The organism is Paenibacillus septentrionalis, from assembly GCF_042659865.1.
In the GTDB taxonomy this organism is placed as follows: domain Bacteria; phylum Bacillota; class Bacilli; order Paenibacillales; family Paenibacillaceae; genus Pristimantibacillus; species Pristimantibacillus septentrionalis.
In genome coordinates this window covers 283,890-301,624 of sequence record NZ_JBHSTE010000002.1, presented here as the reverse complement: position 1 = coordinate 301,624, position 17,735 = coordinate 283,890, and the positions used below count along the sequence as shown (strand labels likewise).

Annotated in this window: 13 protein-coding genes; 8 read left to right on the top strand and 5 right to left on the bottom strand. The window is 45.0% G+C overall.

Annotated elements, in window-relative coordinates:
• Window positions 1-13: 13 nt before the first annotated feature.
• From ACFP56_RS06295 to ACFP56_RS06280, 4 genes are all read right to left on the bottom strand, one after another.
• Window positions 14-1,267 carry a glutamate-5-semialdehyde dehydrogenase gene (locus tag ACFP56_RS06295; protein ID WP_379232369.1) on the bottom strand — a complete coding sequence of 418 codons (1,254 nt, stop codon included), beginning with the start codon at window positions 1,265-1,267 and terminating at the stop codon, window positions 14-16.
• A gap of 22 nt (window positions 1,268-1,289) precedes the next feature.
• On the bottom strand, window positions 1,290-2,393 hold the full coding sequence (gene proB / locus ACFP56_RS06290) for a glutamate 5-kinase (protein ID WP_379232367.1): 1,104 nt from the start codon (window positions 2,391-2,393) through the stop codon (window positions 1,290-1,292).
• 316 nt (window positions 2,394-2,709) lie between these two features.
• Window positions 2,710-3,897 (bottom strand): pyridoxal phosphate-dependent aminotransferase, encoded by a 1,188-nt coding sequence (locus tag ACFP56_RS06285; RefSeq protein ID WP_379232365.1) that lies wholly within the window; start codon window positions 3,895-3,897, stop codon window positions 2,710-2,712.
• A 116-nt stretch (window positions 3,898-4,013) separates the two neighbouring features.
• Window positions 4,014-4,520, bottom strand: coding sequence for a hypothetical protein (locus tag ACFP56_RS06280; protein ID WP_379232363.1), 507 nt, complete (start codon window positions 4,518-4,520; stop codon window positions 4,014-4,016).
• Window positions 4,521-4,664: 144 nt separating this feature from the next.
• On the opposite strand from ACFP56_RS06280, the gene ACFP56_RS06275 reads away from it, so the two are divergent.
• On the top strand, window positions 4,665-5,474 hold the full coding sequence (locus ACFP56_RS06275; protein ID WP_379232361.1) for a carbon-nitrogen family hydrolase: 810 nt from the start codon (window positions 4,665-4,667) through the stop codon (window positions 5,472-5,474).
• 87 nt (window positions 5,475-5,561) lie between these two features.
• Here ACFP56_RS06275 and ACFP56_RS06270 read toward each other — a convergent pair whose 3' ends face one another.
• Window positions 5,562-6,458, bottom strand: coding sequence for a LysR family transcriptional regulator (locus tag ACFP56_RS06270; RefSeq protein ID WP_379232359.1), 897 nt, complete (start codon window positions 6,456-6,458; stop codon window positions 5,562-5,564).
• 220 nt (window positions 6,459-6,678) lie between these two features.
• On the opposite strand from ACFP56_RS06270, the gene leuC reads away from it, so the two are divergent.
• The 7 genes from leuC to ACFP56_RS06235 all read left to right on the top strand — a co-directional run bounded on the left by leuC (window position 6,679) and on the right by ACFP56_RS06235 (window position 17,554).
• Window positions 6,679-8,094 (top strand): 3-isopropylmalate dehydratase large subunit, encoded by a 1,416-nt coding sequence (leuC, locus tag ACFP56_RS06265; protein ID WP_379232357.1) that lies wholly within the window; start codon window positions 6,679-6,681, stop codon window positions 8,092-8,094.
• Window positions 8,095-8,123: 29 nt separating this feature from the next.
• The gene (leuD, locus tag ACFP56_RS06260) at window positions 8,124-8,729 is read left to right on the top strand and encodes a 3-isopropylmalate dehydratase small subunit (protein WP_379232354.1); all 606 of its coding nucleotides are present in this window, start codon (window positions 8,124-8,126) and stop codon (window positions 8,727-8,729) included.
• Window positions 8,730-9,051: 322 nt separating this feature from the next.
• Window positions 9,052-10,536: an N-acetylmuramoyl-L-alanine amidase gene (locus ACFP56_RS06255; protein WP_379232352.1), complete on the top strand. Its 1,485-nt coding sequence runs from the start codon at window positions 9,052-9,054 to the stop codon at window positions 10,534-10,536.
• A gap of 127 nt (window positions 10,537-10,663) precedes the next feature.
• Window positions 10,664-12,760: an S-layer homology domain-containing protein gene (locus ACFP56_RS06250; RefSeq protein WP_379232350.1), complete on the top strand. Its 2,097-nt coding sequence runs from the start codon at window positions 10,664-10,666 to the stop codon at window positions 12,758-12,760.
• Window positions 12,761-12,897: 137 nt separating this feature from the next.
• Window positions 12,898-13,584, top strand: a complete 687-nt coding sequence (gene nth / locus ACFP56_RS06245; RefSeq protein ID WP_379232348.1) for an endonuclease III — start codon at window positions 12,898-12,900, stop codon at window positions 13,582-13,584.
• Window positions 13,585-13,598: 14 nt separating this feature from the next.
• Window positions 13,599-13,874, top strand: a complete 276-nt coding sequence (locus tag ACFP56_RS06240; RefSeq protein WP_379232347.1) for an NAD/NADP transhydrogenase alpha subunit — start codon at window positions 13,599-13,601, stop codon at window positions 13,872-13,874.
• A gap of 14 nt (window positions 13,875-13,888) precedes the next feature.
• A complete protein-coding gene (locus tag ACFP56_RS06235; protein WP_379232345.1) occupies window positions 13,889-17,554 on the top strand; it encodes a dynamin family protein in 3,666 nt (1,221 codons plus the stop codon).
• Window positions 17,555-17,735 lie beyond the last annotated feature (181 nt).

Below are 17,735 nucleotides of genomic sequence, written 5' to 3'. Positions count from 1 at the left end.
TGTCTCATGGTCGTTATTGCCGAATTTGTCCGTTGCCTTGAATTAAATACTTGCTGCTTGTAAGTGCAGGCAATCCCATTGGTCCGCGAGCATGCAGCTTTTGCGTACTAATTCCAATTTCCGCGCCAAAGCCGAATTCAAAGCCATCCGTAAAACGAGTGGAGGCGTTGTGGTAGACAGCAGCAGCATCTACGCGCTGTAAAAACGCAGCTGCATGGTCTTCATCTTCTGTCACAATACATTCAGAATGCATCGTTCCGAATTTGCTAATATGAGCTAGCGCCTCATCAAGACTGTCAACGATGCGCACATTTAAGATATAGTCATTGTATTCCGTTGCATAATCCTCATCTGTAGCTGGAACAGCGCCAGTGAAGCCCTCGAGCGTACGAGCACAGCCGCGAATCTCAACTTTTTCGGCAAGTGGAGCTAGAAGCGCTTCAAGATGCTTCTCGGCAAATTGCTTATGCACCAGCAGTGTTTCCATGCTGTTGCACACAGATGGACGCTGGACCTTTGCATTTAACGCGATCTCTATTGCCATATTAAGCTGAGCTGATTCATCAACAAAAGTATGGCAGATGCCTGCTCCTGTTTCGATTACTGGCACCGTTGCATTTTCTACGACTGTACGAATAAGTGAAGCGCCGCCGCGTGGAATGACAACATCAAGCAAGCCGTTTGCTTTCAGCATCTCATTGACAGAAGCACGATCAGAATCCTCGATTAGCTGAATCGCATCAGCAGGCAACGCAGTGGAAGCGAGCGCCTTGCGCATCACTTCAACAATTTTGCGATTTGACTCTATCGCCGCAGAGCCGCCTCTTAGCACAACGGTATTGCCTGTTTTCAAGCATAGTCCCGTTGCATCAACGGTTACATTAGGGCGAGCCTCGTAGATCATCCCAATAACACCTAATGGCACACGAATTTGTTTAATGCGCAGGCCATTGGGACGGCTAAATTGCTCAAGCTGCTCGCCTACTGGATCTTCCAGCGCGACGATTTGACGCAAGCCCTCCGCAATGCCCTCAATTCGTTCCTTATTTAATGCCAGACGATCAAGCAATGACTTGGATGTACCGTTTTTGCGGCCGTTCTCAAGATCAATATGGTTGGCTGCAATAATATCGTCAGAATGTGCAATCAATGCGCTTGCCATAGCTAGTAGCGCTTCATTTTTCTGCTCGGTTGTAACGTTGTTGGTTAATACGGCTGCTTGCTTGGCAAGCAACGCTTTTTGCTTTACTTCAGATACAGTAGACATCGTAATTCCTCCTTAATCTAGTTTACATTAATGTAATCCATTCATCACGGTGAATGACTTCTATTCGTTGCACATCAATTCGGCGTTCTACTTCGTCAGATGATAAACCAGCCGCAGCTTTTAGCTGCCAGCTTGCATAATTGACAACACCTCTGCCAATAAGCAAGCCTTCCTCGTTCAACACCTCGACGACATCGCCTGGATGAAATTCGCCAGCACAGCTGACAACTCCGGCAGGCAGCAGGCTTTTATGTCTTTCCTGAAGCGCGATGGCTGCGCCATGATCGACTGTAATCGTTCCGCTCGGTGTAGAGTGGAAGCCAAGCCATTGCTTTTTCATTGGAAGCGAGTGCTCCTCGGTATCAAAATACGTTCCACGTCCATGTCCGTGAATGGCTGAAAGCAGCTCACCAGCCTGCTGCACGCGGCCTATAAACGTTGTTACACCACCGCGCATTGCGATTCTAGCAGCCTCGATTTTGGATCGCATCCCACCAGTTCCGACGGCGCTTCCAGCACCGCCAGCCAGCTGAAGCAGCTCCTCAGAAATTTGCGCGACTCGTTCGATTTTCGTTGCATTCGGATTTTTTCTTGGGTCGGCTGTATATAGTCCATCCATATCTGTAATGATGACAAGCCTGCTAGCCTTTGTCATCGTTGCTACGAGTGAGGACAAATGATCGTTATCCCCAAACTTAAGTATGATTTCAGCTGTAGAGACCGTATCATTTTCATTAATAATTGGAATAATACGCTGAGATAATAGCTCCTCAATCGTCATTAGCGCATTGTTAATGCGCTTGCGATTGGAGAAGTCGTTTCGTGTCAGCAAAATCTGCGCTGTCACGATGCCGTATTGCAGAAACGCCTCTTGATACGCTTGCATAAGCAGCGCCTGTCCTACCGCTGCCGCTGCTTGCTTCTGATGAACCAGCTTCGGTCGTGCTTCATAGCCAATTTCGCGAAAACCGGCGGCTACTGCACCTGATGTGACAAGCATGACCTGTTTTCCTTGCTGATGCAGCTGAGCAAGCTCAGAGGCAAAGAACTGAATATTTGGCTTATGCAATCCACCTTCATCGGAAGTTAAAGAACTGCTGCCTATTTTAACCACTATACGTTCCATTGCACCCACCCAGTTATCGAATAATAAGTAAATAAAAAAGACCTTCGTCCTTCATAAAGGACGAAAGTCGTAAACTCCCGCGGTACCACCTTTGTTGACACATTTGTGCCCAGCTCAATGCCTGATAACAGAGGCGCTGTCCGATCATTCGGCCGCTTGGAGGTAGGTTTCAGAAGAGGCTAGGATAAATTCTTTCAGCCTATGGAATTTACTCTCTGCACAAAGCGATTCTTCTTACTGGTCTCTTCAACACGTTTCATATTGTATTTGTATTAGAATATCATGAATCAGCAGGCTCTGTAAAGAAATGACACGCCTATTTGAATAGTGAAAGCTTGCCGATTCGATGGATCGCCTCTTGCAGCCGTTCTTCACTCGTTAACAGTCCTAAGCGAACATATCCTTCTCCAGAAGCACCAAAGCCATTGCCGGGTGCAACGACTACGCCTGCCTGCTCCAGCACAAGATCGGAAAACTGCTCGGACGTATAGCCCTGTGGAACTGGCAGCCAGCAGAAAAAGGAGCCGCTTGGCATGTCTGCTTTCCAGCCAATCTCATCTAAAGCTTGAAACAGCGCATTGCGACGACGCTCATATGTCGCTGTTAACTCCTGTACACATTGCTGAGGTCCAGTTAGTGCTAGGGCAGCTGCTTCTTGAATACCGCCAAACAGCGAGCAGTAGTAGTGGTCCTGAATTAAATTGATCTGCTCAATGATTGCCGCGTTGCCTAATGCAAAGCCAACGCGCCAGCCGGCCATATTATAGCTTTTGGACAACGTGTAAACCTCAATGCCGACATCCTTGGCACCTTCAGATTGAAGGAAGCTTGTTGGTTTCTCGCCATAGCCAATTGTACCGTAGGCAAAGTCGCTCGTTACAATAATATTATGCTTGCGGGCAAAAGCAATCACGTCATCATAAAAAGCAGCGTCAGCCGTAGCACCAGTTGGGTTGTTCGGATAGTTCAAGAACATTAGCTTGGCGCGATCAGCAGTCTCTGGATCAATCGCAGTCAGATCTGGCAGATATTGATTTTGTGCCAGCAACGGCATAAACTCCATGCTCGCGCCAGCAAGCGCTACGCCTGACCAGTAATCTGGATAGCCTGGATCTGGAACGAGACAGATATCACCTGGATTGAGGAAGCACTGACTTATCTCAACAAGACCTGTTTTACCGCCAAATAAAATTGCAACCTCTGTAGCGGGATCAAGTTCAACTCCATAGTCCTCTTTATAGCGAGTTGCAACGGCTTCCTTTAAAAAGGAATAGCCACTAAACGGAGGATATTTATGATATAAAGGGTTGGCTGCAGCGTTTTGCAGCGCTTCAACGATATGTGAAGGAGTTGGCTGATCGGGATTGCCTTGTCCTAAATTAATAATATCTTTTCCCATAGCCACTTGTTTATTAGCCTTTGCCACAAGGGATGAAAAAAATTGAGTAGGCAGACCCTGCATGCGAGCAGCAGGCTCAATGCGAATTTGTTGCTGTGTAGTCATTTTCTCTCCACCATCCACGCTTCAATATTCCTTGTCAATAATCAATAGAACTAATGTAGCATGAATGGAGGGAGAAATGAAGTCCTTCTCTTATATTTCAATCCATTCCAATCTTATTATTCGGGGATATTCAGACTTTTAATGAATGGCGTAATGTCCTCGTGAATGTGGAAGAAGAAAGGCTTTTTGTTCTCATCGAAAATGAGCAGAAGCGGCTCCTTGCTTGTATCCGCATAATAGAACACAAAAATTTCCTTTACACTCAAATGGACGTCTCCCACATCAAGCGGTTTGGCAGGCTCTACCGGTACACGTACAATATAAGTGGCCTTCATATCTGGGTGAACCTCAGGCGCAAGGCTTGTTATTTTAGACAGCCATTGCTCTGCAGTTTTTTGGAACTCTGCATTATTAGCAAGTGAATGAACGACGCGTCCCTTTGCAACATCAAATACCTGGACCATATTATTGACTGCGGGCGCCTCGCTCTGCATAAAGTGGGCAGGAATGCTAATCCAATCTGTTTCATGAGGCAAAGCTTGCTCCTGCAGTGGCGATGCAAAAACGCTTGCTGGAGCGCTAAGCATGAATACAATTAATAGCGAAAATAGTGATCGTTTCATCGTGTTTCACTCCTAGTTTTTTAATATCGTGCTTGGCGGGATAACGTGTTTCTCCACCTGACACCGTTAGCTTGCCCATCTTGACATGTCGTCATGACGATGTATGATTAGGGAAATGTACCAAGTATAGGAGGCAATCGGGCTATGACACAAAAATTAAAATTTGCCATCATTCAAATGAATGTTAAAGTTGGTGATGTTGCACATAATATGAAGGTGCTTCAAGAGAAGCTTAATAAAGCAGTAGCTGAAAATGATAAGCCGGATGTCATCTTATTTCCAGAAATGTGGAATACTGGATATGCGCTGACGGAAATCGAGGAACTGGCAGATATAGAAGGGCAGAAAACGATTGAGCTGCTTTCAACGTTCGCCCAAACACATAACGTTAACATCGTTGGGGGCTCCATCTCTCAAAAGAAAGCTGATGGTGTGTATAATACGATCTTTGCATTTGACCGCAATGGTGAATTAATAAATGATTACTCGAAGCTTCATCTATTTCGTTTGATGGATGAAGAGAAGTATTTACAGGCAGGTAATGAGCTGGGTAACTTGGAAATCGACGGCGTGCAGGCAGGTATGATGATATGCTACGATATTCGCTTTCCTGAGCTGGCTCGTTCACTTGCACTTGAGGGAGCGCAGGTGCTATTTGTTCCTGCTCAGTGGCCCAAGCCAAGATTGCATCACTGGCGGACGCTGCTGACTGCTCGTGCAATTGAGAATCAAATGTATGTAGTAGCATGCAATCGCATGGGGCAGAGCGGCGACACCGAATTTTTCGGTCATTCCATGGTCATTGATCCGTGGGGAGAAATCGTAGTAGAAGCTGGCGAGGAAGACGTTATTCTGACAGGGGAGATCGATTTGTCTGTTGTAGACAAGGTCCGCTCTACAATTCCGATCTTCGAGGATCGCAGACCACAGCTGTATGAGCGCGTAGTGAAGTAGCTGAGCACTACGAATGAATGATCATAATTGAATAAATGTATTTAACGAAGAAAGCGAAGCATGCCATAGGGCAGCCTCGCTTTTTTGTTAGCTTTCGTGATCTTGAATCGTTTCTTTTAAAGTAGCGATAAAGGCTTGTGCGGCTTTGGATAAATAACGACCTTTGCGACTGGCAATGACAAGTGTTCTGGTTGGACGACTCTTGATTTGCAAATATGCAGGCGTATAGTTCGTAATCGATGACCTCGTCAGCATGTTCGGCACAAGCGCAATCCCCATTTCACCTGCAACTAGCGCTTGAACGGTTTCGATATTGGTGCTTTCAAACACAATATTCGGTGAAAAACCAGCTTGCATGCATATATCAACCGTGATTTGGCGGAAGCCTTGACCGCGTTTCAGAGCAATAAAGGGCTCATCCTTTAGCTCCTGCAAATCAATCGGCTCTTTCTTGTCAGCCAAGCGGTGATTCCTCGGAACGGCAACACAAATTTCTTCCTCCATATAAGGCTCGCAACTTAGATTCGCATCGATAATCGGCAACGTCAGCAGACTAACATCGGTACCGCCGTTGGCAGTCAACTGCTCGAGCTTCGCCGTTGTTTCTTCTACAAGTACAACCTCAATTTGTGGATAGCGAGCGCCGAAGCGGGGGAGCACGAGCGGCAATATATGCGCTCCAGTAATTGGCAGTGTACCAACTACAAGCTTGCCTTTCCGCATTTGCGCCATGTCGTCCATCTCCTGACGGAGCTGATCAACGGCATCGAGTATGCTTTGTGCTTTTTGTACAAATACCTCGCCTGCCTCCGTAGGCTCTACGCTGTTCGTCGTACGTCGAAACAGCATAACATTAAGTTCCTGCTCCAGCTTCGAAAGCTGCTGACTTAACGATGGCTGAGCAATATGAAGCTTTTCCGCAGCACGCGAAAAGTTTTTCTCTTTTGCGATCTGAATCACATAGCTTAATTGACGTAACTCCATGTTTTACATTCCTTTCATTATATCGTGATCTGTTCCTATTAGAAGCTCATAGACTAATTGAGAAGGATTATCAAAATCAATAAAACGATAAAATTTAATAGGTTTTACCTATAGTCTCTATAGTTATTATATCTTAGAATTATGAAAAAAGACATGTTATGATTACATCAATAAAAGAACGCGTTGCGGTGCAATGCTAGAATCGATAGAGGTGAGTATAATGGCGAAAAAAACTATGTTCGAAAAAATTTGGGATAATCACGTCATTCATTCAGAAGAAGGCAAACCTAGCATCCTGTATATTGATCTTCACTTGGTGCATGAGGTAACTTCTCCACAAGCATTTGAAGGACTTCGCTTGTCAGGTCGTAAGGTTCGTCGTCCGGACTTAACGTTCGCGACTATGGATCACAACGTGCCAACATTTGATCGTTTCAATATTACAGATCCTATTTCTAAGCAGCAAATTGATACACTAACGAAAAACTGCGAAGATTTCGGCGTTACACTATACGATTTGAACACATTGGATCAAGGTGTTGTTCACGTAATGGGTCCAGAGCTAGGTCTTACAGCTCCTGGTAAAACAATCGTTTGCGGTGACTCGCATACATCCACGCACGGTGCATTTGGCGCTTTGGCATTCGGTATTGGTACATCTGAGGTTGAACACGTGCTTGCTACACAATGCTTGCAGCAATCGAAGCCGAAAACGATGGAAGTTCGCTTTGTCGGCAAACGCAAGCCAGGCGTTACTGCAAAAGACTTGATTCTTGGCGTTATCGCACAATACGGTACAGACTTCGCAACTGGTTATGTTGTTGAGTATACAGGCGAAGCGATTCGCGAGCTTTCTATGGAAGAGCGCATGACAGTCTGCAACATGTCCATTGAAGCTGGTGCTCGTGCAGGTATGATCGCTCCAGACGAAACAACATTCAACTACCTTCGCGGTCGTCAATATGCACCTACGAACTATGAAGAAGCTGTTAAAGTATGGTCTGAGCTGAAAACAGACGAAGGCGCAACTTATGATACAGTTGTTGAATTCGATGTAGATTCTCTAATCCCGCAGGTGACTTGGGGCACTAGCCCAGGCATGGGTACAAACATTGAAGCGACGGTTCCTAACCCAGCGGAAATGGCTACTGAAAATGAACGTAAAGCTGCTGAAAAAGCGCTTGAATATATGGATCTTAAACCAGGTACACCGATGACTGATATCGCAATCGACTACGTGTTCATCGGCTCTTGTACAAATGGTCGTATCGAAGACCTTCGCGCAGCAGCAGAAATCGCACGTGGCTACAAGGTGGCTGACAATGTAACAGCAATCGTAGTTCCAGGCTCTGGACGCGTTAAGGTTCAAGCAGAAAAAGAAGGCCTGGATGTGATCTTCAAGGAAGCTGGCTTTGAATGGCGCGATGCTGGATGCTCCATGTGTCTAGCGATGAACCCAGACGTTCTTAAGCCGGGTCAACGTTGTGCATCAACATCGAACCGTAACTTCGAAGGTCGTCAAGGACGTGGCGGTCGTACGCATCTAGTATCTCCAGCTATGGCTGCAGCTGCTGCAATTAAAGGACATTTCTACGATGTTCGTAAATGGGATATTAAAGAGCCAGTAGCGAACTAATCGCTCATAATAGAGAGGGGTAAAGTGAAATGGAAGCATTTATCAAACATACAGGTATCGTTGCACCGGTTGACCGTGTGAACGTAGATACAGACGCAATCATTCCTAAACAATTTCTTAAGCGTATCGAGCGCAGCGGTTTCGGACAATTTTTGTTCTATGAATGGCGTTTTGATGAAGAGGGCAATGTAAACCCTGACTTCGAACCAAACAAGCCACGTTATCAAGGTGCATCTGTACTAATTTCTCGTGCCAACTTTGGCTGTGGTTCATCTCGCGAGCATGCGCCATGGGCGATTCTTGACTACGGATTTAAAGTTGTTATCGCACCTTCTTATGCAGATATTTTCTACAACAACTGCTTCAAAAACGGCATCCTGCCAATTAAGCTTAGCGAAGAGCAAGTAGAAGAGCTGTTCCAGCGTACAGCGAAGCATGAAGGCTACAAGCTGAATGTTGATCTTGAAAACAAAACGATTACCGATGAGCATGGCTTGAACATTGCATTTGAGCTTGATGAGCATCGCCGTCAATTCTTACTGCAAGGACTAGATGATATCGGTTTGACACTGCAACATGAAGATCTTATTTCCGCTTATGAAGAGAAGCGCGCACAGCTTGTCGTAAACAACTAATATCGAAGCTAGTAAATGACTCTCATTTACTAGCTTTTTTGTTGCAGGTTTATTGCGTTTATATTTGAGATGCGAGAGCTGTATGCTCTCGCATTTTTTATCGCAAGCTCGATTACAAGTCTATGAAACCAAACTGGCAAAAAAGAAGAAAGATTTACAATTTATATGGAGGAATTTGTATGATAATGAAGAAGAATTTGATAAAATCAAAGTAGTGCTGCTATATTCAAAATATTTGTTGAGTTAACGCAACTTTTGTAAGTTGAGCGCGTCTAATGGAGTGATAGATTGATAGAAAGTAAAGACTAACGGGGAGTGGGAAATGAAGAAATTAATCAGTTTTGTATGTATCGTTGCAGGTTTGTTCGTGTTGCTTGGTTTTTCCGGAGTTGCAAGTGCTTCAACCACACCCAAGCTTTATTTGGATGGTAATCAGATTGTAACTGATGTTGATCCGATCATTAAGCAAGGGACAACCTTAGTTCCACTCGCGGTACTATCCTCCGGTCTAGGATATGAAGTGAAGTGGGACAATCAGGCCAAAGAGGTCACGGTGCTTGATCGTAGTATGACGATTAAGCTGGGAATTGGCCAAAAGGTCGGCTATGTAAATGAAACGTCTTATGAGCTAAGCCAGCCACCGAGTCTCGTGAAAAACAGGACGATGGTTCCAATTCGTTTCGTTTCAGAGGTGCTAGGTCTTAAGGTGGAGTGGAAGCAGCAAACATCAGAGGTGCTGCTAACAAGTCCTGTACCAGAGCCGGAGCCTACACCAACTCCTACACCAGCTCCAGTACAAGAAGCAACCATTTCGAACGTGAGTATTAGTGAAGAAGGAAATCTTCATATCGCCTATTCAGGAGTGCTTGCTAATCCGAAAGTAATGTTATTGCCATCAGATGCTTCGACTCCTGCGAGATTAGTAGTAGACTTTAATAACACCGGCTATACATATGATCTAGCCAGCGGCTTTATTAAGGGGCAAACGGAAGTTGCGTTAAACGGGTACAAGGATATAACCGGGTACCGGTTCTCACAGTTTTCCAACACTCCTTTAGTTGCAAGAGTAGTTTTATTGTTGAATGAGGAAGCCGAATATAAGCTTTATAAAAACGATGGGGAGCTCATTATCAGCTTTAATGAAGTCTCCAATGATCTTCCAGGGGAGCTGATCGATCCGAATCCGACTCCGCCCCCATCGCAATCACCTGATGAAGGTACTCCTCCGCCACAGACGGATACCAGCAAACCAATCTATCACATTGTCTTGGACGCAGGTCACGGGGGTACTGATCCTGGTGCCATCAACAAATCGTTAGGCTATTTCGAGAAGGATTTTACACTAAGTGCTGTATTGAAGATGAAGGCCGAGCTTGAAAAGCATGAACAGGTCGTTGTGCATTTGACTCGATCAAACGACACGTTTATAGAGTTGGCTCAGCGCGTAGCGTTCGCTGAGAATATCCCTGGCGTCGGAAAAAAAGCGGATATATTTATCTCCGTGCACGCAAACAGCTACACTAACAACTCGGTTAGCGGAACGGAAACGTATTATATTAGAGAAAACAGCAAGCAGCTAGCCAATACGCTGCATCCTTATATTGTAGGCGCTGTCGGCTTTAAGGACAGAGGCGTGAGAACAGCTTCTTTTAAAGTAATACGTGAAACAACGATGCCTGCTGTGTTGTTGGAGATTGGATACCTTAGCAATTCAACTGAAGCGAAGTCGCTTTTTAACAGCAATACGCAAAACAAGCTGGCAAAAGAGTTTGCCGCTGGCATATTCAAATATTTGAAGCTGCAATAATTTTGATTTTTTCTATGAATCTACGTCATAATATTTAGAACAATGCTATAATTGAATTAGTTTACTAGAATCGCGGGTCGCACATGTGTGACCCGCGACGATCTTATTCGAATGGTGGGAGTTATGGATGCCTAAGAAAAAGCTTTTGAAAAAAATTATGACTGGTGCAGTTGCATTCACGTTAGTTGGCGGTGCTGCATTGCCAGTGTTATCGCAGCAAGTTCCTGTTATATATGCTGCAGAAAAAGGAATTACACCGTTTACAGATGTACCTGCGGGTCTTTATGCTGAAAAGCATATTTATCGCTTGTCGCTGCAGCAAATCGTAAGAGGATATGAGAACAAAGCAACGGGTGAATTTACATTTAGATATAACAATACAATTAGTCAGGAAGAAGCCGTCATCATGGCGATACGCTTCGCTGGGCTTGAGAGCAAGCTTGATACGACTGGGCTGTACATATTTCAGGAAGGCTTTGTTGTGAAGGAAGACTATAAGCCATACATAGCTTTAGCATTTGAAGAAGGACTGCTTGACCGTGAAGAAGAATACGCGAACGCAGCAGCTGAACCGGAAGTTGAATGGGGCTCCAAGCCTGCAGCACGTGAATGGGTAACGAAGCTCGTTATTCGTGCAATTGGAGAGCAAGAAAAGGCTGATGAGCTGGCAAGCGTTTCATCAAGCTTTGCTGATAAGGATCAGATCGACAGCAAATATACAGGTTATGTAAATGCTGCAGTCGAGCTTGGACTTGTAAAAGGGGTAACGGAGACGACTTTTGCGCCTCAGACAGCCATTAATCGTGCAAGTTTTTCTACGATATTAAGCCGTGCTCAAAAGGAATTCCCAATTGAAGCTCAGGGACAGCATTATGGAGTTATTACCAATCTGACAGAGACGACGATTACAGTTTATGAGCAAGGTCGAGAGACCGTATACGAGCTTGACAGTACGACGGGATTCTACAGCAATGATTCTGATTTTGCTGTGAAGAAGGACCAATTCAAGCTTTATACGGATGTTGCACTTATAGAAGTGAATGGTGTTGCGAAGTTCGTTGAAACGCAAAGCAGCACGCCAAAAACCAATGAATTGATTGCTCCTGTAGGCAGGGTCAATACAGCAGGAAACATTATTTATGTATGGATCGATAACAATCCGGTTGCGATCCCTTATGATGAGACTGCTGTAATCAAGGATTCAGCAGGCAATAAATTGACTGTTGGTGACTTGAAGGAAAACAGTAAAATACGCATCATTCGCGATGAATTCCGTGAAACGCCGAAAGTAATCTCCATCGAGCTTATTACTGAGGGAGAAGAAGCTACTACTACTGTTACAGGAACTTATGTTAGCTATGTACAATCCAACAATATGATTACGATCAAAACGAACAACGGACTTGTGAGCAAGTTTTTAGCTAAAACACCAACGATTACAATTCCTAATGTAAAGCATGCTACGTTGGATAATTTGATTGCGAATGCTGATACGGTTGTCTTGACGATGAACGCCAAGGATGAAGTCATCAATGTTTCAATTCCTTCTGCTGACTATAAGACGATGTATTTGCCTACGATTGTAAGCCACAATGGGGTTAATGGTCTTATTACTGTGCTGGATGCATCAGGATTGCATGCAGAAGCGTTGTTTATTACCGATGCTACTCGCTACCTGCTGGATGGTGTAATCGTTGATCTAAAGCATCTTTCATCTGACCCTATTAAATGGCAAAACATCATGATTCGTTATGTTGAAACAGGCAATCAAAAGCAGGTCGTATATTTTGATATGATCTCTGAAATTAACGGAATTGTAAAAGACGTTAACTACTTTGATGAAATCATTGAATTGCAGCTGCCGGATGGTACGGTAAAAGAATTGAAATATAAAGGTGCTACAATCGAAAGTCTGACCAAAAAGGATCTCACTTATATGGACCTAAAAGAGGGGACGATGGTTACGGCTGACTTGTCTTCTCAGGATGGCTCGGTTATGAAATTCAGACTTAACGAAGTTTACCAGATGTCAGTTTCTTCCGTGTCGACGCTTACAAAGCAAGTAAACTTCAAGCATAACAATGTAACGTATTCTGTTCTTTTTGACGAGGCAGAGTTCGTTGATGCAAGCGGCAAGCAGGTTGCCTTTAGTGATATAAAAACGAATAATTCGGTCATTGTAAACTTTACTGGACAACGTATTGTTCGTGTTATTGTTCAATAATCAGAAATTTTACGTAACTTTTTGTGAAAAACTGCCCGATTCGGGCAGTTTTTTTGTTATTATAGGGAAATGTTACTTGCCTATATGCAGGTTTTTCGCTAAACTTTGAACGATGGTTATGAAGTGGAGGCTTATGGATGAACGCAAAGCAAAAAATGAGACACGTTCTAGATGTGTTGGCAGATATGTTTCCAGATGCCCATTGTGAGCTGAATCACAGTAATCCCTTTGAGCTGACGATTGCTGTACTTTTATCTGCGCAATGTACGGATGAAACCGTAAATAAAGTAACGGTTGATTTATTCCAAAAGTACAAATCGCCCGCAGATTATTTGGCTGTGCCATTAGAAGAGCTTGAAAACGATATTCGTCGTATTGGGCTGTTCAGAAGCAAAGCATCTAATATCCAAAAGCTATGTCGAATCGTCATCGACAAATACGATGGTGAGGTTCCGAATACACATGAAGGCCTGGTTGAGCTTCCCGGGGTTGGACGGAAAACTGCAAATGTCGTGATGTCCAATGCCTTCGGAGTTCCCGCGATAGCTGTGGATACACATGTTGAGCGAGTATCGAAGCGATTGTCATTTGCAAAGCCCGATGATACCGTTTTAACGGTTGAGCAAAAGTTGATGAAGCTGGTGCCGCGTGAAGAGTGGACGATTACTCATCATCGGCTTATCTTTTTTGGACGCTATCACTGCAAGGCGCAAAATCCACAATGCTCCATTTGTCCGCTGCTTGATTTATGCAAAGAAGGTCAAAAGCGTATGAAAGCTGGAGAACCAACCAAAACTAAACGTAGAACAACAACAAAAAAATAAGAGGATGATTAGCTATGAAATGCATTTCCGTGTACACGAACAATTTTGAACTGTTTTCTGATATTTACGAGCAAGTATTGGAGGCAGCACCGCAAGAGAACGAGGATATTGTCATTGAAGGAATTACGGTTAGTGGTTCAGGTCATGTGCCTGTTCAATATATTGATCGTATGCGCGTAAAACCAGAGGTTGTAGTCATGAAAGAGAAAGCTCGTGATATTATGATTCTGCAACATGGAAATGTGTTTGAAATTTGCATGCCATCTGCTGAAGATGAGGATAGTGAATAAGGAGAATGACGTACATGGTGACTGACAATTTGCTAGAGACATTATCGAAGCTCTCAAGTGAAATGTCCTCACATAACGATCACATTCATGCTCAAAAAGTAGATGAGCTCAATAGTAAGCTGACTGCGGGTCGGCTTACTATTGCTTTATGTGGACATTTTTCAGCCGGGAAATCTACTCTACTAAATACGCTTTGTGGCGCAAAGCTGCTGCCATCCAGTCCGATACCGACAAGTGCAAATGTCGTTACGATTGCGTACGGCGAGCAGAGTAAGGCAAAAGTAAAGGTGTCTGCAAATGGAGAAGTGCGTTACGATGAGGTCGAAATCGATCAATTGGCAGCGTATTGCAAGGATGGAGAAACGTATGTATCCGTACATATTGAATATCCTAGTGATTTGCTGAAAAAAGGAATTGTGGTGCTTGATACCCCAGGCATTGATTCAACAGATGCTGCGCATAAGCTGGCCACTGAATCAGCGCTTCATATGGCAGATGTCGTGTTTTATGTGATGGATTACAACCATGTTCAGTCAGAAATTAATTTCACATTTGCGAAGGAGCTTCGTGAATGGGGAAAGCCATTATATTTTATTGTTAATCAAATCGATAAGCATCGAGAGGAAGAGCTAAGCTTTGAGAGCTATCAGCAAAGCGTAGCAGAAAGCTTCCAGGCGTGGCATCTGGAGCCAGCAGGCATTCTTTATTTGTCGCTGAGGAGCCCTCAGCATCCTTATCATCAATGGGACAGTCTGCTTCGACTTATGGATGAGCTTCAGGCTAAGCAAGAGCAGTTGACGTCTTATAGTGTGTATAGCTCGCTGTCTTATGTCACTGGCGAATACATATCGGATCGTGAGCAAGCGACGGAGCCTGCCAAGCAGGGGCTGCTTGCGCAAATTGGTGGCGAGGAAGCACTTGAAGGATTGGAAAAAGCAGATCGAGAAGCCAAGCAAGGACTGAAAAAGCTTCAGGAGGATATGGAGCAGTTTTCTGTTCATTTGCGCAAGGAGATTGAGAGCCTGCTAGATAATGCGAATATTACGCCTGCCGCATTGCGTGATGTTGCACATGAATTTTTAGCTAGCCGTAAGCCAGGCTTTCGAGCGGGGCTGCTTGCGTCGAAACAAAAAACAGCGGCTGTTCAAGCTGAGAGACTGCAGACGTTCTTCAGCGAGCTTGTGAAGCTGACAGAAGCGAATATACTATGGCATATGCAGACGCTGCTAAGACAAGCAGCAGAGGGGATCGCGTATGATCGTCAGCAGCTAGAGGATGATCTGAGGGGATTGGATCAAGCAGTTCCAACCGAGCAGCTTCTGCTTGATGTCATACATGCTGGTGCAGTATTTGACAATGCGTATACGGTGACGTATTGCAAGGATCTGGCTGCATCGATAAAAGCAAACTATCGCAGAGCTGGACTATCGGTTGTCGACCGCTTAAGCATTCATTATCGTGGGCAAATGGAAGGCAAGCTTGAACAGCTTCAGGCAGAAAAGCTCAATAACGCTGACAAGCTTCAGCTTGCAGAGCAGTACTGGTCAATGCTGGAACAAGAACGTCAGTACAGGGAACAGCTGGAGAAACAGCTGCTGCCGAAGCAGACGATGCCTCAACTGCCACAGGTTGTACATGTAGAAAGCGAGCCGGATAATCATATTAGTTTTGTTGAGCAACAAGAGGTCATTAATCTTAGCGCTGTTGCTTCTCAGTCGCAGGCAGAGCAAAAGCCGTCATCTGCACAAGGCAGCATAGCAGGAGCGGATGCTGCCGAAGCGGAAGCAGAGGCTTTGTCGGCTACACTGAAGCAAAGTGCATCATTGCTCGCCGAGCTGGAGGGAATGGAGCAGCTGACAGAGGAGCTTCTTATGAAGGCTTCGCGCTTGGCGAACCGCACGTATACGATTTCTCTTTTCGGCGCATTCAGTGCAGGTAAATCCTCGCTAGCCAATGCCCTGATCGGCGAACGTGTACTGCCTGTTAGTCCTAATCCGACGACAGCTGCGATAAACAGTTTGCTGCCGCCAGACGAGCAGCATCGGCACGATACAGCTACGATCTATATGAAGTCACACGAGCTGATGCTTGACGATATTGCTTATTCTTTGAAATTGTTAGGCTATGAGCTGTCGCACGAGCAGAAGCAAAGCGAGAGCTACCTGTTCAAGCTGATTGACTCGCTCGCTCCTGAAAGCATTCATAATGGAGGCAGAGCGCATTACAGCTTCGTAAAAGCAGCGCGTGAAGGCTGGGAGGAGCAGGCTGCATGGCTGGGCAAGCAGCGTGAGGTCGATCGCAATCTGTATCAGGCTTATGTCGCAGAGGAGCAGCGTTCCTGCTTTGTTGCAGAAATCAAGTTTTATTATGATTGTCCGTTAACGAAGGCTGGCATTATACTTGTTGATACACCTGGCGCAGATTCCGTTAATGCGCGTCATACAGGTGTAGCGTTTAACTATATAAAAAGCACGGATGCAATTCTTTTTGTTACCTATTATAATCATGCCTTCTCACATGCTGACAGTCAGTTTTTAGATCAGCTTGGTCGTGTGAAGGATCAGTTTGAGCTCGACAAAATGTTCTTTATTGTGAATGCAGCTGATTTGGCTTCAAGTGGTGAGGAGCTACAAGCCGTGATGAACCATGTTGAACAGAATTTGAATCGACATGGCATCATGTCGCCTCGTATGTTCCCGGTATCCAGCTTGCATGCGCTGGAAGGTAAGCTTGCTGGCGATCCAGATGTTATGGAGGCCGCGGGCATTACACGTTTTGAACAGGCGTTCCACTCCTTTATTCATCATGAGCTTGGCGCAATGGCCATTAACGCAGCGCAGCTTGAACAAAAGCGAGCAGTTTCTGTCGTTGGCAATCTGCTTTCTAGTGCACGAACGGCCAAGCTGCATGCACAGCAGCAGATCGAGAGCATTCACAGCAGCTTAACCGAGCTTGCTGATTGGAAGGAAGCCGAAGCCAAACAAAAGCTTCCTATGAATATTAAACAGGAAATTGAAGAACTGATGTACTATATCGTCCAGCGTCTTTCATTCCGTTTTGGCGATTTCTACAATTATGCCTTTAACCCTGCTGTATTGAAGGATGATGGCCGCTCTATCTCGCAGGCTGTGTGGACTGCCTGGCTGGAGCTTCAACGTTCGCTGTCGCTTGAGCTGCAACAGGAGCTGCTTGCGACGACGATGCGTGTAGAACGTGCGGTAGATCTGGCTGTTCATAAGCAGCTTGATAGCTACGCCGAACAGGCCGCCAAGCGTTTAGCGGGCTACGAGAAGCCGGGTAAGCTATCCGCAAGCTGTGAGCAGCCTGTGCAGCCGGAGGATTGGCATGAGGGGACCGTCTCCTTAAAATGGCTGAGCAGTCGTATCAAATCTCCTAAGCAATTTTTCGAGGGAGATGGAAAGGCAAAGCTCAGAAAAGAGCTGGAGGCGATTATTTTCCCGAGCATGGAGCAGTGGATGAAGCAGGTTCAAGCGCAATGGCAAGAGCACTATGAGCAGCAATGGCTGCAGGTGCTGAGTCAGCAGCTGGATCGTGCGGAGCAAGGCATGCGTCAGTACGGCAAGCAGCAGTTGAGGCTGCTTGAGGATGAATCGTATGTCAGCAAGCTGGAGGTTGTATGTAGTAAAATGGAGCAGCTTGAAAATTACGTTAACCTGTAGGGTAACTGATCTATGTTCGTGATGAAGCTTTCACTTTTCAATATCGAAAAGTGAAAGCTTTTTTTTATGATTTTGTGTGATTATATGCAAAAATGGAGGATTTTTAACATAAAACCGAAGGAATGCCATCATTTGAGAGTAAAGCATATGATTGTTTCTTGTTTTGCCACAATAACCGCAC